This window comes from Novosphingobium sp. FW305-C-30-35 (assembly GCF_058783135.1).
In genome coordinates this window covers 181,417-201,139 of the sequence record NZ_JBYSYJ010000001.1, presented here as the reverse complement: position 1 = coordinate 201,139, position 19,723 = coordinate 181,417, and the positions used below count along the sequence as shown (strand labels likewise).

General features: G+C 63.7%; 18 protein-coding genes. 10 read left to right on the top strand and 8 right to left on the bottom strand.

Features of this window, described 5'->3' with window-relative positions; translation table 11 throughout:
• Nucleotides 1-21: 21 nt before the first annotated feature.
• Both AC3WLM_RS01175 and gyrA read right to left on the bottom strand, forming a co-directional pair.
• The gene (locus AC3WLM_RS01175; RefSeq protein WP_492476352.1) at nucleotides 22-375 is read right to left on the bottom strand and encodes a DUF952 domain-containing protein; all 354 of its coding nucleotides are present in this window, start codon (nucleotides 373-375) and stop codon (nucleotides 22-24) included.
• A complete protein-coding gene (gene gyrA, locus AC3WLM_RS01170) occupies nucleotides 372-3,128 on the bottom strand; it encodes a DNA gyrase subunit A (protein ID WP_062348449.1) in 2,757 nt (918 codons plus the stop codon). Before gyrA ends, AC3WLM_RS01175 begins: the two co-directional genes overlap by 4 nt.
• 317 nt (nucleotides 3,129-3,445) lie before the next feature.
• Here gyrA and AC3WLM_RS01165 point away from each other — a divergent pair, with 317 nt between their 5' ends.
• Nucleotides 3,446-4,756: a tetratricopeptide repeat protein gene (locus tag AC3WLM_RS01165; protein WP_492476351.1), complete on the top strand. Its 1,311-nt coding sequence runs from the start codon at nucleotides 3,446-3,448 to the stop codon at nucleotides 4,754-4,756.
• Between the two features lie 75 nt (nucleotides 4,757-4,831).
• Here AC3WLM_RS01165 and AC3WLM_RS01160 read toward each other — a convergent pair whose 3' ends face one another.
• Entirely contained in the window at nucleotides 4,832-5,482 is a 651-nt protein-coding gene (locus AC3WLM_RS01160; RefSeq protein ID WP_039331031.1) for a carbonic anhydrase, read from the bottom strand.
• Between the two features lie 66 nt (nucleotides 5,483-5,548).
• Here AC3WLM_RS01160 and lipA point away from each other — a divergent pair, with 66 nt between their 5' ends.
• Both lipA and AC3WLM_RS01150 read left to right on the top strand, forming a co-directional pair.
• The gene (lipA, locus tag AC3WLM_RS01155) at nucleotides 5,549-6,487 is read left to right on the top strand and encodes a lipoyl synthase (protein ID WP_039331029.1); all 939 of its coding nucleotides are present in this window, start codon (nucleotides 5,549-5,551) and stop codon (nucleotides 6,485-6,487) included.
• A 7-nt stretch (nucleotides 6,488-6,494) separates the two neighbouring features.
• On the top strand, nucleotides 6,495-6,956 hold the full coding sequence (locus AC3WLM_RS01150; protein WP_062348447.1) for a type II toxin-antitoxin system RatA family toxin: 462 nt from the start codon (nucleotides 6,495-6,497) through the stop codon (nucleotides 6,954-6,956).
• Here the strand turns inward: AC3WLM_RS01150 and AC3WLM_RS01145 are convergent.
• Genes AC3WLM_RS01145 through AC3WLM_RS01135 form a run of 3 tightly spaced genes read right to left on the bottom strand, consistent with a single transcriptional unit; the run spans nucleotide 6,917 to nucleotide 9,162 of the window.
• On the bottom strand, nucleotides 6,917-7,420 hold the full coding sequence (locus AC3WLM_RS01145) for a CinA family protein (protein ID WP_156135681.1): 504 nt from the start codon (nucleotides 7,418-7,420) through the stop codon (nucleotides 6,917-6,919). The genes AC3WLM_RS01150 and AC3WLM_RS01145 overlap by 40 nt on opposite strands.
• Before the next feature lie 9 nt (nucleotides 7,421-7,429).
• Entirely contained in the window at nucleotides 7,430-7,981 is a 552-nt protein-coding gene (locus tag AC3WLM_RS01140) for a hypothetical protein (RefSeq protein ID WP_156452232.1), read from the bottom strand.
• 20 nt (nucleotides 7,982-8,001) lie between these two features.
• Nucleotides 8,002-9,162, bottom strand: coding sequence for a bifunctional 2-C-methyl-D-erythritol 4-phosphate cytidylyltransferase/2-C-methyl-D-erythritol 2,4-cyclodiphosphate synthase (locus tag AC3WLM_RS01135; protein WP_052241858.1), 1,161 nt, complete (start codon nucleotides 9,160-9,162; stop codon nucleotides 8,002-8,004).
• A 103-nt stretch (nucleotides 9,163-9,265) separates the two neighbouring features.
• Between AC3WLM_RS01135 and dusB the strand changes: the two genes are divergently transcribed.
• The 7 genes from dusB to hflX all read left to right on the top strand — a co-directional run bounded on the left by dusB (nucleotide 9,266) and on the right by hflX (nucleotide 18,684).
• A complete protein-coding gene (dusB, locus tag AC3WLM_RS01130; protein ID WP_492476350.1) occupies nucleotides 9,266-10,309 on the top strand; it encodes a tRNA dihydrouridine synthase DusB in 1,044 nt (347 codons plus the stop codon).
• Nucleotides 10,306-11,421, top strand: a complete 1,116-nt coding sequence (locus AC3WLM_RS01125; RefSeq protein WP_492476349.1) for a two-component system sensor histidine kinase NtrB — start codon at nucleotides 10,306-10,308, stop codon at nucleotides 11,419-11,421. The genes dusB and AC3WLM_RS01125 overlap by 4 nt, the downstream gene beginning before the upstream one ends.
• Complete coding sequence (locus AC3WLM_RS01120) at nucleotides 11,421-12,860, top strand: sigma-54-dependent transcriptional regulator (RefSeq protein WP_492476348.1); 1,440 nt, start codon at nucleotides 11,421-11,423, stop codon at nucleotides 12,858-12,860. Before AC3WLM_RS01125 ends, AC3WLM_RS01120 begins: the two co-directional genes overlap by 1 nt.
• Before the next feature lie 139 nt (nucleotides 12,861-12,999).
• Nucleotides 13,000-15,174, top strand: coding sequence for a sensor histidine kinase (locus tag AC3WLM_RS01115; RefSeq protein ID WP_062348434.1), 2,175 nt, complete (start codon nucleotides 13,000-13,002; stop codon nucleotides 15,172-15,174).
• A 13-nt stretch (nucleotides 15,175-15,187) separates the two neighbouring features.
• Nucleotides 15,188-16,573, top strand: a complete 1,386-nt coding sequence (gene ntrX, locus AC3WLM_RS01110; protein WP_062348433.1) for a nitrogen assimilation response regulator NtrX — start codon at nucleotides 15,188-15,190, stop codon at nucleotides 16,571-16,573.
• A gap of 189 nt (nucleotides 16,574-16,762) precedes the next feature.
• Nucleotides 16,763-17,338, top strand: a complete 576-nt coding sequence (gene hfq, locus AC3WLM_RS01105; RefSeq protein ID WP_082013224.1) for an RNA chaperone Hfq — start codon at nucleotides 16,763-16,765, stop codon at nucleotides 17,336-17,338.
• Nucleotides 17,335-18,684, top strand: coding sequence for a GTPase HflX (hflX, locus tag AC3WLM_RS01100; RefSeq protein WP_492478078.1), 1,350 nt, complete (start codon nucleotides 17,335-17,337; stop codon nucleotides 18,682-18,684). The genes hfq and hflX overlap by 4 nt, the downstream gene beginning before the upstream one ends.
• Here hflX and mazG read toward each other — a convergent pair.
• Both mazG and AC3WLM_RS01090 read right to left on the bottom strand, forming a co-directional pair.
• The gene (gene mazG, locus AC3WLM_RS01095; protein ID WP_492476347.1) at nucleotides 18,661-19,446 is read right to left on the bottom strand and encodes a nucleoside triphosphate pyrophosphohydrolase; all 786 of its coding nucleotides are present in this window, start codon (nucleotides 19,444-19,446) and stop codon (nucleotides 18,661-18,663) included. The two genes, hflX and mazG, sit on opposite strands and share 24 nt — an antisense overlap.
• Nucleotides 19,447-19,552: 106 nt before the next feature.
• Nucleotides 19,553-19,723 carry a hypothetical protein gene (locus AC3WLM_RS01090; protein WP_492476346.1) on the bottom strand — a complete coding sequence of 57 codons (171 nt, stop codon included), beginning with the start codon at nucleotides 19,721-19,723 and terminating at the stop codon, nucleotides 19,553-19,555.

Sequence of the window (19,723 nt, the reverse complement as noted above, 5' to 3'; positions counted from 1 at the left end):
TTTCCGCCCTAGCCCAGACGGTCAGCTTGCGATCGGCAACCTGACCGTTCCGTTCTGATCCCGCTCCATCGGAGAATAGGCGACGACTGCATTCAACGGCAGATCGCCGTAGATATGCGGGAAAAGCTGGCCGCCGCGCGACGGCTCCCACTTTACCGCAGAGCCAAGTGCGGCGAGATCGACGGCGGCGACGTGGAGATCGTCCTGCCCTGCGAAGTGCTTGTCGACGGTTTCGGTCAGCTGCGCCTCGGTCGACAGGTGGATGTAGCCATCCGCCAGATCGACCGCGGCACCCTTGAACACGCCGTCCGCTTCAAGCTGCGCCATCTGCGGGCCGGTCAGGACCTTGTAGGCGAGGAGGGGGAGGTCAGTCATTCGGCGGTGCCGTCTTCCGGTGCGGCAGGTGCTGCGCTTTCATCGCCGCTGCTGGGCTCGGTCGTCTCGGCATCCTCGCCTTCGCCTTCGGCAAGACGCACGGCGCTGACGACATGTTCGTCGCCCGAGACGTTGAACAGGCGCACGCCCGCCGAGCCGCGACCGATCACGCGAAGCGAATCGAGCGGCAGGCGGATCAGCTTGGCCTGATCGGTGACGAGCATGAGCTGGTCGGCCTGCGTCGCCGGGAAGCTGGCCACGACCGGGCCGTTGCGGGCAATGTTGTCGATATTGGTGATGCCCTGACCGCCACGTCCGGTGCGGCGGTATTCATAGGCCGAGGACATCTTGCCGTAGCCATTGGCGCAGACGGTAAGGATGAACTGTTCGCGTGCCTGAAGTTCGGCATAGCGCTCGGCCGACAAGGCCGGTTCGCCTTCCTTTTCGCCCTTCCAGGGTGCGAAGCGGACGTAGTCCTCGCGCTCGTCAGGCGTGGTGCCGACGCGGTGCAGGATCGACAGCGAGATGACCTCGTCGTCGCCCTTAAGCGTCATGCCGCGCACGCCGGTGGAGGTGCGGCTGGTGAATTCTCGGACTTCGTCGCCTGCGAAGCGAATGGCCTTCCCGGCGCGGGTAGCGAGCAGCACGTCGTCGGTTGCTTCGAGCAGGGCGACGCCGATCAGGCGATCTTCGCTGTCTTCATCGAACTTCATCGCGAACTTGCCGTTCGACGGAATGTTGGCGAAGGCATCCATCGAGTTGCGGCGGACATTGCCCTTGGCCGTGGCGAAGACGACCGAAAGCTTGCCCCATTCCGCCTCGTCTTCCGGCAGCGGCAGCACGGTGGCGATGGTCTCGTCCTTGTCGAGCGCCGGAAGCATGTTGATCACGGGGCGGCCACGCGTGGTCGGCCCCCCTTCGGGCAGGCGCCAGACCTTGAGGCGATAGACCTTGCCCGCAGTCGAGAAGAACAGGACCGGAGTGTGGGTGCTGGTGACGAACATCGTCGCCACGGCATCCTCGTCCTTCGTCGCCATGCCCGACCGGCCCTTCCCGCCCCGGTTCTGGGCGCGGAAGGTGGAGAGCGGCGTGCGCTTGATATAGCCGTCAAGCGTGATGGTGACGACCATGTCCTCGCGCTCGATCAGGTCTTCGTCTTCGATGCCATCGGCAGGCGCGGTCAATTCCGAGCGGCGCGGCGTGGCGAAGGCCTGACGGACTTCGAGCAGTTCCTGACGCATGACGCCGTAAAGCTTCACGCGGTCAGCCAGGATCGAGAGGTATTCGGCAATCGCGGTGGCGAGGCCTTCGAGTTCTTCGCCGATCTCATCCCGGCCCAGCGCGGTCAGGCGGTGGAGGCGCAGGTCGAGGATGGCGCGGACCTGGATTTCGGACAGGCGATAGGTGGCAGCATCGGCCACGCCGATGTCTTCGATGGCTTCGACCAGCTTGATGTACTGCGCGATCTCGCCCATCGGCCATTCGCGGGCGAGCAGGGTTTCGCGCGCCGTGGCGGGGTTCGGCGAGCCACGGATGATGCGCACGACTTCATCGAGGTTGGTCACCGCGATGACGAGGCCGAGCAGGATATGCGCCCGGTCGCGCGCCTTGTTCAGTTCGAACTTGGTGCGGCGGGTGATGACCTCTTCGCGGAAGCGGACGAAGGCTTCGATGATGTCCTTGAGGTTGAGGACTTCCGGACGGCCGCCACGGATGGCGAGCATGTTGGCCGGGAAGCTCGATTGCGCAGGGGTGTTGCGCCAGATCTGGTTGAGGACGACTTCGGGCGTAGCATCGCGCTTGAGATCGATGACGACGCGCACGCCTTCGCGGTTGGATTCGTCGCGAATGTCGGAAATGCCCTCGATCCGCTTGTCCTTGGCGGCTTCGGCGATCTTTTCGACAAGGCCGGACTTGCCGACCTGATAGGGGATCGAGGTGAGCACGATCGAGCGGCGATCGCCCCGGCCTTCCTCGATCTGGTGGCGGGCGCGCATGATGATCGAGCCGCGGCCTTCGTGGTAGGCCTTGCGGGCGCCCGCGGTGCCGAGGATCAGCGGGGCCGTCGGGAAGTCCGGCCCTGGAATGATCTGGATCAGCTCGTCGATCGAGATCAGCGGGTTGTCCATGTAGGCGAGGCAGCCGTCGATCACTTCGCCGAGGTTGTGCGGCGGAATGTTCGTGGCCATGCCGACGGCGATGCCGCCCGCGCCGTTGACCAGCAGGTTGGGGAAGCGCGCGGGCAGGACCTGCGGCTCATGCTCCGACCCGTCGTAGTTCGGGATGAAGTCGACCGTGTCCTTCTCGATATCGCCGAGCAGCGAATCCGCGACCTTGGCAAGGCGCGCTTCGGTGTAGCGCATCGAGGCCGGCGGATCGGGGTCCATCGAGCCGAAGTTGCCTTGCCCATCGATCAGCGGCAGGCGCATCGACCAGTCCTGCGTCATGCGCGCAAGGGCATCGTAGATCGCGGCGTCGCCGTGCGGGTGATACTTGCCCATGCAATCGCCGACGATACGGGCGGACTTGCGATAGGCCTTGGTCGAGACGAAGCCGTTTTCGTGGCTGGTCCACAGGATGCGACGGTGGACCGGCTTCAGGCCATCGCGCACATCGGGCAGCGCGCGGCTGACGATCACGCTCATCGCGTAATCGAGGTAGCTGGTCTTCATCTCGTCGACGATGTCGATCCGCTGGAACTCGCCTTCCGGGGCGGGGACTGGGGGGTCGATGATCGTGGTGTCGTCGCTCACGGGAACTGCTTTTCGTTATAGCTACAAGGGATGAAAGATGGCCCTAGGCCAATTGCCGCACGATAGCCAGCAATCGGGCCACGGTGGGCCTGAAACGAAGCCGGTTTTCCACACCTGCGACCAGATGCATGAATATTCGGACGAGACGCCATTCAAATGGCGTTCACCGTGAAAAGGATAGTGCGCAAGCCGTTGCCAAGGGCCCAATTCCGCGCCACTAGCGGGATCGACCAGAGGTGAGAGGACACCGGGGTGCGAAGGTGTCGGGGCAGGGTCGCTCCCGCCAGACGCATCCGGTCGAACAGGAGACGATTTCTATGCGTGCTACTTTCGGACTGATTGGCAAGACGGCGATGGCCCTCGCGCTTTCGGCCGGCGCACTGTCGGTCACGTCGACCGCGGCATTCGCCAAGGAAAAGGAAGCCAAGGCCGAGAAGGCCAGCTACTCGAAGGAATTCGTGGCCGCTGCCGGCCCGATCCAGAAGACCGTGACCGCGCTTGATGAAGCCAAGAAGAAGGGTGCCGATGCCGCTGCGCAGAAGGCGCTGCTGGCCAACGCTCCGGCTGAACTCGCTGCTGCCGAAGCTGCGATCAAGACACCGCTCGACCGCATGGCGGCAGGCGGCTGGGCTGTCAGCATCGGCGGTACGCTGAACGACATCGCGATGCGCCAGCGCGGCATCCAGAACATGCTCGACAGCGGGCAGGTTCCGGCGGCGAACGTGACCGAGTACCAGTTCTACCTCGGCAACTTCGCCTATTCGAACAAGGACTACGCCACCGCCGTCAAGGCGCTGACCCCGGTTGTCCAAGCGAACTACAAGGACGATACGGCAGCCGAGCTGCTGGCGGACTCGTACTCGCAGCAGGGCCAGAACGCTGAAGCGCTGACCGCGCTGAAGATGGCACTGGATGCGCGCAAGGCGGCCGGTGCCGAAGTGCCCGAAGGCTGGTTCAAGCGTGCAAACCTGATTGCCTACAAGAACAAGCTCGGGCCGCAGGCGATCGAATGGTCGACGCTGATGGTGGAAAACAACCCGACCCCGCTGAACTGGCTCGGTGCGGGCCAGCTGGTTCGCGAGTTCAGCCAGTTCACCAACCAGGAGTCGCTGGACCTCGGCCGTCTGCTGATGCGTTCGGGCGGTTTCCAGAACGATGCTAAGTACGTCGAGCGCGAATACGTCGAGTACATCGAAGCAGCTGACCCGCGTCGTCTGCCGGGCGAAGTGCTGAAGGTTGCCAACATGGGCGTGCAGGCCGGCGTGCTGAAGGCGAACGATGCTTTCGTCACGGACGCCATCTCGCAGGCCAAGGGTCGCATCGCGCCTGACAAGGCCTCGCTCCCGGCGCTGGACAAGGAAGCCCGCGCTGCCAAGGACGGCAAGAGCCCGATGGCCATGGCCGATGCGTACCTTTCGTACGACGAAGCCGCCAAGGCGGAAGAGTTCTACAAGATGGCCATCGAAAAGGGTGGCATCGACAAGGACCGTGCCCTGACCCGTCTGGGTATCGCCCAGCTCGACCAGGACAAGTTCGCCGATGCGAAGGCGACCTTTGCCCAAGTCGGCGGCGCCCGTGCAACGCTCGGCCGCCTGTGGCTGGCTTTCGCCAACACCCAGGCAAAGTAAGCCTGAGGCTTCTGGCAAACGAAAAGGGCGGCCTTCGCAGGCCGCCCTTTTTTGCTTCTGGAACGATTGCCGTGGTCAGTTGACCGGAGCGAATGCTCCGCTGGGTTCGTCCAGCACATGCAGCACGCCGTCTGAAATCGCGAAGAATGCACCGCGAAGCTTGAGCTCGCCGCTCGCCTCCTTGCGGCGAACGCACGGGAATGTGCGCAGGTTGGCAAGGCTGGCACGAACGCCGGCCTGCTCCATCGCCCGCTCGGCTTCATGTCCTTCGGTCCCGAAGTGCGAGACGACGTCCTCTCGTGCATCGTCGAGCAGTGAAATCCAGTCAGCCACAAAGCCGCCTTCACCCGGCTCAGTGCCCTTGAGGCTCTGTGTCAGGGCCGCCTTGCAGCCGCCGCACATGCCGTGGCCCATGACCACGACTTCCTTGACCTTCAGCACCTGTACCGCGAATTCCAGCGCCGCCGAAACGCCGTGATGGCCGGGATTGGTTTCGAACGGAGGCACCATAGCCGCCACGTTGCGGACCACGAAGATTTCGCCCGGATCGACATCGAAGATCTGTGCCGGATCGACCCGGCTATCGGAGCAGGCAATGATCATCACCTGCGGTTCCTGACCCTCGCGCAGTTCGCGCCAACGCTCAAGTTTCGGGGTCCAGCCGCTTTCGCGGAAGCGGCGATAGCCTGCAATGAGGCGGTCGAGTTCGGGAGATGCCTGGGTCATGGCCTGAGCTAATGACCACATAGATTGGGTCTTTCAAGTGCTGGCGTAACGGCTTATCTGGGCGCCATGACCGAACCGGCCCAGAATCTCCGCCCCGAACGCCAGCGCAAGCCCGACTGGATCCGCGTCAAGGCTCCGACCAGCAAGGGCTATGGCGAGACTCGCGCCCTCATGCGCGAACTCGGGCTGAACACCGTGTGCGAGGAAGCGGCCTGCCCGAACATCGGCGAATGCTGGACCAAGAAGCACGCCACGGTGATGATTCTCGGCGAGGTCTGCACCCGCGCCTGTGCGTTCTGCAACGTGAAGACCGGGATGCCGCGCGCTGTCGATCCGATGGAGCCGATGAACGTGGCGACGGCTGCGGCGAAGATGGGGCTTGAGCACATCGTCATCACCTCGGTCGACCGGGACGACCTGCCCGACGGCGGTGCCGGCCACTTCGTCAAGGTGATCAAGGCTCTGCGCGAGCTCACACCCAACACCACGATCGAGATCCTGACGCCCGATTTCCGCAACAAGATGGAAGCGGCCGTCGAATCGATCGTCGAGGCGGGGCCGGACGTCTACAATCACAATCTCGAGACGGTCCCCCGCCTCTATCCGACGATCCGTCCAGGCGCGCGCTATTATGCGTCATTGCGTCTGCTCGAGCAGGTCAAGCGCCACGATCCGCGCATCTTCACCAAGTCGGGGATCATGCTGGGCCTTGGTGAAGAGCGCCTCGAGGTTCACCAGGTCATGGACGACATGCGTTCAGCGCAGATCGACTTCCTGACCATGGGACAATATCTGCAGCCGACGCCGAAGCACGCCAAGGTGATCGATTTTGTTACGCCGAAGGCATTCGAGGCGTATGGCTCGATCGCGCGCGCCAAGGGCTTCCTGCAGGTTGCGGCGAGCCCGCTGACCCGTTCCAGCTATCACGCAGGCGACGATTTCCGCGCGATGCGCGCCGCGCGCGATGCCCAGTTGGCCAAGGCTGCTGCCAAGGTCGGAATGTAGGCCTGACTTGCCCAGGATTACCGAAACCCGGACGCTGCAATGGTCGGCCGAACAGATGTTCGACCTTGTTGCCGACGTGCGTCGTTATGCGGAGTTCCTGCCGTGGGTGGTCGCCACCCGGATCAAGTCCGATAGCGAAAGCGAGATGATCGCCGACATGCTCGTAGGCTTCAGTGCACTGCGCGAGAAGTTCACCTCGCGCGTGGTCAAGGACCGACCGCGGTCGATCAAGGTCGAGTACATTGACGGCCCGCTCAAGCGGCTCGAGAACGACTGGACGTTCCGGGAAGGGCCCGACGGGGGGTGCGTGATCGACTTCTGCGTCGATTTCACGTTCCGCAGCGCGATCTTCGAAAAGCTCGCCGGGCAGTATCTCGACGCCGCGTTCCGCAAGATGGTCGCCGCGTTCGAGAAGAGGGCCGAGCAGCTTTACGGCAGCAAGAGTTCCAGCGCGGTGAGCGTCGCCTGAAAGCGCACTTCGGCGCGCGTGCTGGCGCTGTCGAACAGTTTGAGCTCCGCGTTGGTTGCTTCGGGGTCCTCGCCGCGCTTGGCGCAGGCAAAGACGACGGTGCCGACCGGCTTCTGTTCCGAACCACCATCCGGCCCGGCCACGCCCGTGATGGCCACGGCGACATCGGCCCCGGACTTCTTGAGCGCCCCTTGCGCCATCGACCACGCGACGGCGATCGAAACTGCACCGAAGGTATCGATGAGATCTTCCGAGACGCCGAGAAGCTGGTTCTTGGCCTCGTTCGAATAGGTCACGAAGCCGCGATCGAGCACGGCGGAGCTGCCGGGGACTTCGGTAAGGGCCGCAGCAACAAGCCCGCCGGTGCAGCTTTCGGCTACCGCGACCTTGCGACCGAGAGCGGCATTCTCGGCAATCACGCGACGTGCAAGATCGCCAATCTCTTCAGGAAGCAGGCTTTCCATCGGCATTGATCAGGCCGCCGGCTTGCAGATCGGGAACGACGAGGCTTTGCCGGGCTTCGGCTTGTCCGCCATGACCAGGATGAAGGTCACCAGCTCTGCCGTGTTTTCCGGCGGAAGGGGCGAGAGAATGCGCACGCCGCGTTCGATAGCAGTGCACTGATCGGGCTTGATCTCGCCGCTGACCATTTCGCTGACCATCGCCTCGACGAAGGGCTGAATGGCGTTGTCGGGCAGGTTCTGCATCATGTCCGCCATCTTGGCGTCCTTCGAACCGCCAAGCTTGAGGAATGCGGATTTGGCGAGCGGCCAGTTCTGATCCTTGCGCGCGGCATAGCGGTTCAGGAATTCGCTGCCCCGGGTGGCGAAGTAGCCATTTGCGGCAAGGTGCGGCTTGCAGCCCTTCATCGTGCCGTCGATGACCGAGGGCAGGGCGTAGCCGACCAGCGCGGTCACTTCGCTTTCACTGAGACAAGGCGCCGTTGCTGTTGCGGCCTGCGCCATCTGGGCCTGCATGAGCGCTGCACCTGCAAGCGCGCCGAAAAGAATACGGGAAGAGACCATAACGTCTTTGCTCCTGCGGATCAGCGGGGGACGACCGTCGCCACCGCTTGTGCCGCGATACCTTCGCCCCGGCCGGTAAGGCCAAGGCGTTCCGTAGTCGTCGCCTTGACCGAGACGGCACTTGAGTCAATCCCGAGAATCCGGGCAAGCGCCTCGCGCATCGCGAACTTGTGCGGCCCGATCTTCGGGGCCTCGCAGATAATCGTGACATCCAGGTTGCCGATCTCGTACCCGCCTTCCCGGACGAGACGTGCAGCGTGCGCGAGGAAGCGGTCGGACGATGCGCCTTTCCACTGCGGGTCGGATGGCGGGAAGTGATCGCCGATATCGCCCATGGCCACGGCGCCCAGCAGCGCATCGACCAGTGCATGGATTGCAACGTCGGCGTCCGAATGGCCGGACAGCCCCTTGCTGTGCGCGATCTTCACGCCACAGAGCCAAAGCTCCTCGCCCTCGACCAGGCGATGCACGTCAAAGCCCATGCCGGTGCGGGGCAATCGGGTCATGTCCTGTTCCTCAAGGTCGGCGGCGAATGTGATCTTGCGCAGAACTTCGTCGCCATTGGCAAGCAGCACATTAATGCCGGCTGAGGCGGCAACCTGTGCATCGTCGCCCGCGTCGGGCTCGCCGGTCCACGCCTGGTGCGCGGCGAGGATTGCGGCGTAGTCGAAGGCCTGCGGGGTCTGGACGCGGTAGAGTTCCTCGCGCACGACCTTTTGCGCCATCGCGTGGTCGATACCGCGGATCATGCTGTCGACCACGGGGAGGACCGGGATCGCGGCGAGGCCACGGTCGAGAGTGCCTAGAAGTGAAGCGATCACGGCCTGTGGCAGAGCTGGGCGTGCCGCGTCGTGGATCAGCACGCGCGCGGGCGCGTCGTGCTGCAGTGTTTCCAGGGCGAGGCGGACGGATTCCTGCCGCGTGGCGCCCCCGTGCGTGAAGCTGATGCCGGGAAGGCCCGAAAGCGCCTGCGCCGCCTCGGCCTCAAAGCCCTGTGGTATGGCGACGACGATCGGGGCGATGCCCGCTTCCACCAGTGCTTCGACCGAATGGCGGACGAGAGGCTTTCCGCGCCATGTGACGAACTGCTTGGGCACGCTGCCGCCGGTGCGCGAGCCCTTGCCCGCGGCCACGACGACGGCGGCAACCGGCCCGGTGCGGGAGGGAAGGGGATCGCTCATTCGCGGCGCCTCTACCAGCGCTTGGGGCGGATGAGCAACCGTCTTGCCGTTTCACCTGTAATCGACTAAGCGCCTGCCTGTTTTTTAGGCAGATTTGATCCCGATGTCCGACGCTCCCGTCCCGCCCGTGCTCAAGCCCATCAAGGTCGGCCCTGTAACGGTCGATTGCCCGGTCGTGCTCGCACCGATGACCGGGGTTTCGGACCTGCCGTTCCGCACGATCGTGCGTCGCTTCGGCTCGGGTCTCAACGTGACCGAGATGATCGCCAGCCCGGCTGCCATCCGCGAGACGCGCCAGTCGATCCAGAAGGCAGCCTGGCATCCGATGGAAGAGCCGGTTTCGATGCAGCTGGTCGGCTGTGACCCGGCGCAGATGGCCGAAGCGGCGAAGCTGGTCGAGCAGCAGGGCGCGGCGATCATCGACATCAACATGGGCTGCCCGGTGCGCAAGGTGGTGAACGGCGATGCCGGTTCCGCACTCATGCGTGACATCCCGCTCGCCACACGCCTGATCGAGGCAACGGTCAAGGCGGTGAAGGTGCCGGTGACCGTGAAGATGCGCATGGGTTGGTGCCATGACAGCCTCAACGCGCCCGAACTCGCGCGGATTGCCGAAGACATCGGTGCGAAGATGATCACGGTCCACGGCCGCACCCGCAACCAGATGTACAAGGGCAATGCCGACTGGGGTTTCGTGCGCAGCGTGAAGGACGCGGTGTCGATCCCGGTCATCGTCAATGGGGATATCTGCGGGATCGAGGACGTTGCCACTGCGATCGAACAGAGCGGTGCCGATGGCGTGATGATCGGGCGCGGGTCCTACGGGCGGCCTTGGCTGCTCGGCCAGGTCATGCACTGGCTGGAGACGGGCGAGCGCCGGGCCGATCCAACTCTCCCCGAACAGTATGCGCTGATCGTCGAACACTACGAGGCGATGCAGGAGCACTACGGGACGGTCACCGGGGTCAACATGGCCCGCAAGCACATCGGGTGGTACACCAAGGGCCTCCACGGTTCGGCCGATTTCCGCAACAAGGTCAACTTCATCGACGACCCCAAGGCGGTGCTCGCCAACCTGGCCGATTTCTACAAGCGCGCGATCGAGCACAGCCTTTCGGCACAGGTGGGGCAGCGCGCGGCGGCATGAGCTTGCTGCCCGACTGGCGCGGGACCGAGCCCGGGCAGAAGCCCGATCCCAAGCGCGTCGTCGCCAGCCTGCCGCTCGCCCTGTTGCAGCTCGATCCGGAGCTGGTGGTGGCTTCGGTAAACCCCGCCGCCGAGCAACTGATGGGCCAGAGCTACCGGCGCCTGGTCGGCAAGTCCGTGGCGGAACTGTTCGAATTCGAGGAACCGCTGATCCTCGGGCGTCTGGCCGATGGCGAGGCGAACCTGTTTGCACGCGGCGTGGGCGTGCGGATCATGGGGCAGCCGGTGCGCACGTTCGACGTGATGACGAGCCCGGTGACCCATTGTCCGGGCTGGCAATTGCTGATGCTGCACGAAGGCGTCGGCGTCGAGGCGCTGACCGGCGACGGGCGAGGCGCGGGCGGCGGCGAGGGCGTGGCCCTGCGTGCGCCGGAAGTGCTGGCGCACGAGATCAAGAACCCGCTTGCCGGCATCCGAGGCGCGGCGCAGCTGCTCGACCGCAAGCTGAGCGAACGCGACCGGGCAATGACCGGGCTGATCACGGCCGAGGTCGACCGGATTGCCAAGCTGATCGACCAGATGCAGTCGCTGTCGCGGCGCAGTGCCGAGCCGGCGCAGGAGTGCAACCTGCATGAGGCCGTTCGGCGCGCCGAGGCGGTGCTGGTGGCCGGGCACCCTTCGAACGTGGTGATCGAGGAGGAGTTCGACCCATCGCTTCCCCCGGTGACAGCCAATGCGGATTCGCTGGTGCAGGTCCTGCTCAACCTGTTGAGCAACGCGCGGGAAGCCTGCCAGCACCAGCTGCAGCCGCGAATTTCGGTGCGTACGCGCTTTGCCAGCGGCATCCAGCTGCATGTCGGGCCGGGCGGAAAGCCGTTGCGCCTGCCGATCGAGCTGCGCGTGTCAGACAATGGCCCGGGCATCGACCCCAAGCTGCGCGATCACATCTTCGAACCGTTCGTGACCGGCAAGAAGAGCGGGCAGGGCCTTGGCCTTGCGCTGGTCCAGAAGCTGGTGCGTGAAATGAACGGGCGCATCACGCATGACCGGGACGAGGCCAACGGCCTCACCCACTTCCGTATTCACCTCCCCGTTGCCGGATCGGTGCCCTGATGACCAAGCGCGTTCTTCTGGTCGAAGACGACGCGTCGATCGCCCTCGTCATCACTGCTGCCCTTGAAGCCGAAGGCTTCGACGTCGATCACTGCGATTCGGTCGCTGCGCGTGACCGGCATCTTGCGGGCGCTGACTATCGCCTGTTGCTGACCGACGTGATGCTGACCGACGGCGACGGGATCGAAACGCTGGGATCGGTGCGCGATGCACATCCCTCCATGCCGATCATTATCCTTTCAGCGCAGAACACGCTGGATACGGCGGTGCGCGCCAGCGAGACCGGAGCGTTCGAATACTTCCCCAAGCCCTTCGACCTTGAGGAACTGGTCCGCACGGTCACGCAGGCCATCGGCAAGGCCGAAGCCGCCGAGATCGACGTGCCGCAGGACGTCACGCAGGGCCTTCCGCTGGTTGGCCGTAGCGCCGCAATGCAGGCGGTCTACCGCATGATAACGCGGGTCTTGCGCAACGATCTGACCGTGCTGATCCTGGGCGAATCCGGGACGGGCAAGGAGCTTGTGGCTGAAGCGATCCACCAGCTCGGCAACCGCCGGTCCGGGCCCTTCGTGGCCGTCAATACCGCTGCCATCCCCGCCGAGCTGATCGAGAGCGAGCTGTTCGGCCACGAGAAAGGTGCATTCACGGGCGCAGTTGCCCGCTCGATCGGCAAGTTCGAACAGGCGAGCGGTGGCACATTGTTCCTCGATGAAATCGGCGACATGCCCATGCAGGCCCAGACGCGCCTGCTGCGCGCCTTGCAGTCTGGACGGATCCGTCGCGTTGGCGGGCGTGACGAGATCACACTGGATTGCCGGATCGTCGCCGCCACCAATCGCGATCTCCTGCCGATGATTGCCGCAGGGACGTTCCGCGAAGACCTTTACTATCGCCTGGCCGTGGTGCCGATCGAGCTGCCACCGTTGCGAGACCGGGCAGACGACATCGAGGCTCTCGCCCGCCATTTTCTGGCGAATGCCGCAGCCGAAGGCCTGCCTCGCCGCCAGTTGACCCAGTCCGGCGCCGAGCTTCTGTCGCGCCAGCCGTGGCGGGGCAACGTGCGCGAACTGCGCAACTTCATCTATCGGCTCGCCCTGCTGGCACGCGACGAGATCATCGACGCCACTGCAATCGAACCCTTGCTTGTTCACGCTGAAGGCAGCTCTCCGGCTCAGGAACTGCAGCACACGACCGAATCTGCTCAAAGCGACATCGCCGTGGCTGTAAAGCATTGGCTTTCGAGCAACAGTCCGGCACCGGGAGACGTCTATGACGCAGCGCTCGCCGCATTCGAACGCCCACTGTTTGCAGCGATCCTCAGCCAGACCGGTGGCAACCAGCTGCGCGCTGCCCAGATCCTCGGCATAAATCGCAATACGTTGCGAAAGCGGCTGTCCGAGCTTGGCATTATTGCGGAGGACTTCGCCCTGCGCGACTGATGGCTGCGACACTTGTCGTCCACCGCCAGACACTCGTCGGTTTCCTCTTGCATTTCTGCAACAGTGGTGTTGTGACCATGCAACGATGATGCAGGAGTCTAGAGTCACGGTCCGCAGGATGCCGCGATGGGTGCGGCGAATGGCCGTCGGCCTGCGCCGCGCAAACGTGTTCTTCCTGCTCGAAGTGGCGGCCTCTACGGTCCTTGCGCTGATGCTGGCAGTCAGCTGGCTGACGGTCACCGGCAGCGGCAGCGAAGGCCAGATCCTGCCTTCGCGCCTCACGTCGAGTCTTCTGATCGGAACGCTTGTCCCGGCCATGGCCCTCCAGATACTGTGGGGCCGGAGACTGGCAATCAGACGCGCCGCGCAAAGCGTGCTTGGATCGAGCGGGCGCCTCCACGTCCGCCTGGTCTGGTTGTTCTCGCTGATCGCAGCAATCCCGACGCTTCTGGTCGTGATCTTCGCCTCTTTCCTGTTCCAGTCCGGCGTCGAATTCTGGTTCTCTGACAATTCCCGCGGAATGCTGGAGAATGCAAACAAGCTCGCGCGGGGCTATTACGAGGACAAGCTGCGCGACGTCGGCAACGAAACGGTCACCATGGCTGGTGACATTCGCGATTACCTCGACCAGGCGCCGATCACCTCAACCGAATTTGCCGAAGGGTACTCCTTCCAGGTTCTCAGTCGCCAGCTCAACGAGTCCGCGATCCTCGAACGCGCAGGCGACGGCACGCTTCGCACTGCCGCCATAGTAGATCCCGAAAAGACCGACCGCCAGCAGCGCGTGACGCAGGCGGATCTGAAACGTCTCGATGCCGGCGAAGCCGTGGTCGTCCGCGCATCGGCCGAACGGATCGAAGCGGTAACGCCCATCGACAAGGCCCGAGGCATCTATCTCTTTGCCGCGCGGACGTCGAACGCACTTGCGCTCCAGCAGTGGGAGCGGGCGCAGACCGTGCTCAAGTCCTACGACATGCTGACGACGCGGGCGAGGGCACTGCAGTTGCGCTTCAACCTCGCCCTGTTCGGTGTCAGCCTCGCACTGGTAGGGGTTGCGGTATGGGCAGCTCTGCGCTTTGCCGACAGGCAGGTGGCACCGCTTGCCGAACTGGTTTCCGCAGCCCGAACCATCGGTAGCGGAAATTTCTCGATGCGCGTGGCGCAGAGCAGCGGGACCGATGAGGTCGGGCTGCTGGCGCGTGCCTTCAATCGCATGACCCAGCAGCTCGAAGGCCAGACGCAAGCTCTCGTTACCGCCAATGCGCAGCTCGAGGTGCGACGCGCGTTCATCGAGGCCGTTCTGGAATCGATCACGGCGGGTATCGTGTCAATCGGGCGCGATGGCGCGGTTCAGTTGATCAACTCTTCTGCACAGCGCGTGCTTCTTGCGGACGCGGCCCAGAACCCGATCGGCCGTCCCCTCGCGGAAGTTTCACCGGTTTTTGCGCAGCTCGTGAACTCGGGCCAGCCCAACAACGTGATCCAGTATCCGCTCGATGGTGACCTGCGCACGCTGGCGGTGCGCGTCGTGCAGGACAGCAACGGTCACGTCATCACTTTTGAGGACATTACCCGGCAACTGCTCGATCAGCGTCGCGCGGCTTGGTCGGACGTGGCCCGCCGCATCGCCCACGAGATCAAGAACCCGCTGACACCGATCCAGCTGGCCACCGAACGTCTGCGCCGCCGTTATGGCCGCCAGATCGAGAATGATCCCGAATTGTTCGAGGAATTGACCAGCACCATAATCAGGCAGGTCGGCGATCTGAGGAAGATGGTGGACGAATTTTCCTCGTTCGCCCGGCTGCCCAAGCCTGTCTTCCGGGCCGAGGACGCCAGCGACCTCGTCAGGCAATCCCTGTTCCTGCAGGAAGTGGCGCATACCGGGATCGATTTCAGCTTCGCCTGCGATGCCGCGTCGATGCCGTTGCAGTGCGATCGCCATCAGTTTGGTCAGGTGATGACCAATGTTCTGAAAAATGCCGTCGAAGCCATTGAAACGCGGGCAAAGAGCGAGGACGTCGATTACCGTGGGCGCGTGGCGGTGACCCTGGCCGGCGACCACGACACGGTGACCGTCAGCGTCACCGACAATGGCATCGGGCTTCCAGCGGAGCGCGAGCGCATTCTCGAACCGTACATGACCACCCGGGAGAAGGGCACTGGCCTGGGCCTCGCCATCGTTCACAAGATCGTCGAGGAGCACGGCGGCGAAATGGCCTTCACCCCCGAGCCGGGCGGAGGGACACGCGTGACCATGCGCTTTGCCCGCGACCCGCTTTCCACATCAAGCGCAATGGCCGAACAGGACTGACAGGACCCAAGCAATGGCACTCGATATCCTCATCGTAGACGACGAACGCGACATCCGCGAACTGGTCGCAGGCGTTCTCTCCGACGAAGGCTATGGCTGCAGACTTGCGGCGGACAGCACCTCGGCACTTGCCGCGATCGACGAGCGTCGGCCCAGCCTTGTACTGCTGGACGTCTGGCTGCACGGCAGCCCGATGGATGGACTGGAAGTCCTCGACGAGATCAAGAAGCGCGAGCCAGAGCTGCCCGTCATCATCTTCTCAGGGCATGGCAACATTGACACAGCCGTTTCCGCGATCAGCCGCGGGGCCATGGATTTTCTCGAAAAGCCCTTCGAGGCCGAGCGTCTGTTGCTGCTGGTGGAACGGGCGACCGAGACCGAGCGCCTGCGCCGTGAGAACGCCCGCCTGCGCCAGGGTTTTGCCATGGCCGAGGAGTTCACCGGCAACAGTTCGGCGATCAACCAGGTGCGCGCGACACTCAAGCGCGTTGCCAACACCGGTAGCCGCCTGCTGATTACCGGCCCGGCCGGTTCCGGCAAGGAAGTTGCGGCGCGCCTGCTCCATTCCTGGAGCCCGCGGGCGCAGAGCCCGTTCATCACCGTCAATTCCGCCCGCATCACGCCCGAGCGCTTTGAACAGGAGCTGTTCGGAGAGGAAATCGACGGCAAGCTGGTGAGGGCGGGGTTGCTCGAGATGGCAGACGGGGGAACGCTCTTCCTGGACGAAGTGTCCGACATGCCCGCCTCCAGCCAGGCGCGTATCCTGCGCGTGCTGACCGAGCAGTCCTTTGCAAGGGTCGGCGGCCACCGCCAGCTGCGGGTGGACGTCCGCGTAGTGTCGTCCTCGTCGCGCCCGCTGGAAAAGGAGATCGCCGAAAGGCGGTTCCGCGAAGACCTCTATTACCGGCTGAACGTGGTGCCGGTTGCCATTCCGTCGCTGATCGACCGGCGCGACGACATTCCGCCGTTGGTGGACCACTTCTTCGCCCGGTACGCTAGCGAACAGGGCGTAGCGCCGCCTGCAATCTCGCCCGAGGCGATGGCGGCCCTGCAAAGCTATGACTGGCCCGGCAACGTGCGCCAGCTTCGCAACGTTGTCGAACGGACGGTGATTCTGGCACCGCGTGACCGGTTGGCGCGGATCGACTCGGACATGTTGCCGTCAGAGATCGTCAGCACTCCGATGGGCGGAGAGTCTGCAGGTTCTGCCCTGATGGGCGTGCCACTGCGCGAGGCGCGGGAGAATTTCGAACGCGAGTATCTGAAGGTCCAGATAAGGCGGTTTTCCGGAAACATTTCAAAGACTGCGAGCTTCATCGGCATGGAACGCTCGGCCCTGCACCGCAAGCTCAAGCTGTTGGGAATGGCGGAGCGTCGGGAGGATGAGGACGACGAATAATCGCGCGACCGATTGATTTCTCGCGTGTGAATACGCATTAATTCGGAACCCTGTGCAATTTCCCATGTTTACGGAGCGCGCGGGGGGACATAAACTCGTCAATGAACCCGGCCAGAGTGCGATCAGCACGAAGGCCAGATCGCGAAGGCCCCCGCAGGGCTGAGCCAATAGAAAACGGAGTCACGTGAAATGACCGGAAAGACCTTGTCTGCCCGCCCTCGGCCCAAGCCCGAACCCGCTCCAGTCGCGGAAGCTTCGGCACCGGTAACCGGCCCGAGCGGAGGTAAGGGGCAGAACCTTCAGGACCTTTTCCTCAACCACCTGCGCAAGAACAAGATCCCTGTCACGATGTTCCTCGTGAAGGGTGTCAAGCTGCAGGGCATCGTCACGTGGTTCGACAACTTCTCGATCCTGCTGCGCCGCGATGGCCAGTCGCAGCTGGTCTACAAGCACGCGATCTCGACGATCATGCCCGGGCAGCAGCTTTCGGTTGCGCACTTCCAGACGGGTGGTGAGGAAAACGGCAAGAAGGCCCGCTTGCTGCAGGAAGTGTTCCTGTCCAGCGTGCGCGATTCCGGCGTGCAGGTGACGATGTTCCTCGTGAACGGCGTCATGCTGCAGGGCAAGGTCGCGTCCTATGATCTCTTCTGCATGCTGCTCGAGCGCGAGGGTTACGTACAGCTCGCCTACAAGCATGCCGTTTCGACAATTCAGCCTGCCGGTCATGTTGATCTCACCGGCGACTGGGATGGGGAGGATTCCTGAGTACTTTTGAATTTGGCAACAACACCGGCGAAATAGCCGGTGAAGTCACCCGTGGCGCGCGCGCCGTTGTCGTCCTCCCCGATATCAAGCAACGGGGAGGGGGGCTCGGCTCGGATGCGGAAAGCCGCCTCGAAGAAGGGCAGGGCCTCGCCCGCGCCATCGGCATCGAAGTGGTCGATGCCTTCATTCTGCCGATCCGCGCCGTCCGCCCCGCCACCCTGTTCGGTGAGGGGCAGGTGGAACGCATCGGCGTGGCCTGCAACCAGTCAGACGCCGAACTGGTCATCGTCGACGGCTCGCTGTCGGCAATCCAGCAGCGTAACCTTGAGGAAAAACTCAAGCGCAAGGTCATCGACCGGACCGGCCTGATCCTCGAGATCTTCGGCGAGCGTGCGGCAACCGCCGAGGGGCGGCTGCAGGTCGAACTGGCGCATCTCGATTATCAGGCCGGGCGACTGGTGCGATCATGGACACACCTTGAGCGTCAGCGCGGTGGCTTCGGCTTCCTTGGTGGCCCGGGCGAGACCCAGATCGAGGCGGACCGTCGCCAGATCCGCGGACGCATGGCGCGGCTGCGCAAGGAACTGGAACAGGTCCGGCGCACGCGCGGCCTCCACCGCGAACGGCGGCAGCGAGCGCCCTGGCCGGTGATTGCTCTGGTGGGATACACCAATGCCGGCAAGTCCACGCTGTTCAACCGCCTGACAGGCGCTGACGTCATGGCGGAAGATCTCCTGTTCGCCACGCTTGATCCGACGATGCGGGCAATCCGGCTGCCGGGCGTCGAGAAGGCCATCCTGTCGGACACCGTAGGCTTCATTTCCGAGCTGCCGACGCAACTGGTCGCGGCCTTCCGCGCCACGCTCGAGGAAGTCACGGCGGCGGACGTGATCGTGCACGTGCGCGACGTTTCCAATCCCGCGACGGCGGATCAGAAGGCTGAAGTCGAACAGATCCTCGCCGACCTTGATGTGATCGGGGAAGGGGGCTCGAAGATCCCGATTGTCGAGGCGTGGAACAAGTGGGACCTGCTGACTGCCGAAGAGCAGGCGATGCGCCGGGACCTCATTGCCGCGCGCATTGCCGAAGTTCCGGTGGTGCCGATCTCGGCCTTGACCGGCGCGGGTGTGGATGAGCTGCTCGAGCAGCTGGGCCAGATGCTCACCGGCGGGGCGCAGATGCTGGAGTTTACGATTCCTTTGTCAGACGGTCAGCGCATTGCCTGGCTGCACGCCCACGGCGATATCCTGGAGGAAGCCGAGGCGGAAACTGCGGGTGGCGATCCGGCGCTGCGCATCAAGGTGCGGTTGACCCAGCGTGAGCTAGGCCGTTTCACTGCGCTCTGACGCTTTCACTGCCTGCCAAAGCTCTTCCTGCTGGTCGAGGGTCAGCTGCGCAAAGCGGCCCTCGGCCAGTTGCTCCATGCCCCTGAAGCGCCGCTCGAACTTGGCGTTAGCTTGGCGCAGCGCTTCTTCCGGCGCGACGCCGTGCTTGCGCACAAGGTTGACCGCCGCAAAAAGCAGGTCACCGGCTTCCGCAACGCGCTCAGAGTCTGAGGAAGCTTCTGCAAGCTCTTGTATCTCTTCATAAACCTTGGCAGTTGCGCCGGATGGATCGGGCCAATCGAAGCCTTGCCTGACAGCGCGCTTCTGGAGCTTTTCGGCCCGCATCAGCGCCGGAAGCGCCAGCGCTACGCCGTCCATGGCACTGTTCGCCCCCTTTGACCTGCGTTCAGCGGCCTTGGCGGTCTCCCAGCGGTCCTCACGCGACTGGCCTTCGTCAGCCTCGTTGCCAAACACATGAGGATGGCGTGCTTCCATTTTCGCGGAAATGGCTTCGGCCACGTCATCGAACGAGAACAGGCCGAGTTCTTCGGCCATGCGCGCATGGAACACGACCTGAAGCAGCAGGTCGCCAAGTTCTTCCTTCAGCGCGGCCATGTCGTTGCGGGCGATGGCATCTTCGACTTCGTAAGCTTCCTCGATAGTGTACGGCGCGATCGTCGCGAAAGTCTGCGCGCAATCCCATTCGCAACCGCGCGCCGGGTCTCGCAAGCGGGCCATGATGGCTAGGAGCCGCGAGAGATTGGGCGTGGAAGCTGCGCTCATCGTATTTTCCCGGTTCGGTTGACCGGAGTTAGGGTGTCGATCCAACCGGCCAAATCAGATTTGATAATAATGATTATGTAAACTAAGCGCGGAGAGGAGCGCGTCGTCACCATCCCAGTACGGAGAATACCAGAGCCACGACGATAAACAGAAAGGCCCATAAAGCGGCCATTCTCAAGCCGTCAGAAAGTCCGATCTCACGGCCCTTGAAGTTGGCGACGGCCAAGACAAGCGCCATGGAAATGCCGATGATGCGCACCATATCGTGACTGTCCAT

Excerpts from the sequence above, each read along its gene's own strand:
- AC3WLM_RS01175 (WP_492476352.1), bottom strand. The coding sequence starts at position 375 with ATGACTGACCTCCCCCTCCTCGCCTACAAGGTCCTGACCGGCCCGCAG.
- AC3WLM_RS01165 (WP_492476351.1), top strand. The coding sequence starts at position 3,446 with ATGCGTGCTACTTTCGGACTGATTGGCAAGACGGCGATGGCCCTCGCG.
- AC3WLM_RS01160 (WP_039331031.1), bottom strand. The coding sequence starts at position 5,482 with ATGACCCAGGCATCTCCCGAACTCGACCGCCTCATTGCAGGCTATCGC.
- lipA (WP_039331029.1), top strand. The coding sequence starts at position 5,549 with ATGACCGAACCGGCCCAGAATCTCCGCCCCGAACGCCAGCGCAAGCCC.
- AC3WLM_RS01145 (WP_156135681.1), bottom strand. The coding sequence starts at position 7,420 with ATGGAAAGCCTGCTTCCTGAAGAGATTGGCGATCTTGCACGTCGCGTG.
- AC3WLM_RS01140 (WP_156452232.1), bottom strand. The coding sequence starts at position 7,981 with ATGGTCTCTTCCCGTATTCTTTTCGGCGCGCTTGCAGGTGCAGCGCTC.
- AC3WLM_RS01135 (WP_052241858.1), bottom strand. The coding sequence starts at position 9,162 with ATGAGCGATCCCCTTCCCTCCCGCACCGGGCCGGTTGCCGCCGTCGTC.
- dusB (WP_492476350.1), top strand. The coding sequence starts at position 9,266 with ATGTCCGACGCTCCCGTCCCGCCCGTGCTCAAGCCCATCAAGGTCGGC.
- AC3WLM_RS01125 (WP_492476349.1), top strand. The coding sequence starts at position 10,306 with ATGAGCTTGCTGCCCGACTGGCGCGGGACCGAGCCCGGGCAGAAGCCC.
- AC3WLM_RS01120 (WP_492476348.1), top strand. The coding sequence starts at position 11,421 with ATGACCAAGCGCGTTCTTCTGGTCGAAGACGACGCGTCGATCGCCCTC.
- AC3WLM_RS01115 (WP_062348434.1), top strand. The coding sequence starts at position 13,000 with ATGGCCGTCGGCCTGCGCCGCGCAAACGTGTTCTTCCTGCTCGAAGTG.
- ntrX (WP_062348433.1), top strand. The coding sequence starts at position 15,188 with ATGGCACTCGATATCCTCATCGTAGACGACGAACGCGACATCCGCGAA.
- hfq (WP_082013224.1), top strand. The coding sequence starts at position 16,763 with ATGACCGGAAAGACCTTGTCTGCCCGCCCTCGGCCCAAGCCCGAACCC.
- mazG (WP_492476347.1), bottom strand. The coding sequence starts at position 19,446 with ATGAGCGCAGCTTCCACGCCCAATCTCTCGCGGCTCCTAGCCATCATG.
- AC3WLM_RS01090 (WP_492476346.1), bottom strand. The coding sequence starts at position 19,723 with ATGGACAGTCACGATATGGTGCGCATCATCGGCATTTCCATGGCGCTT.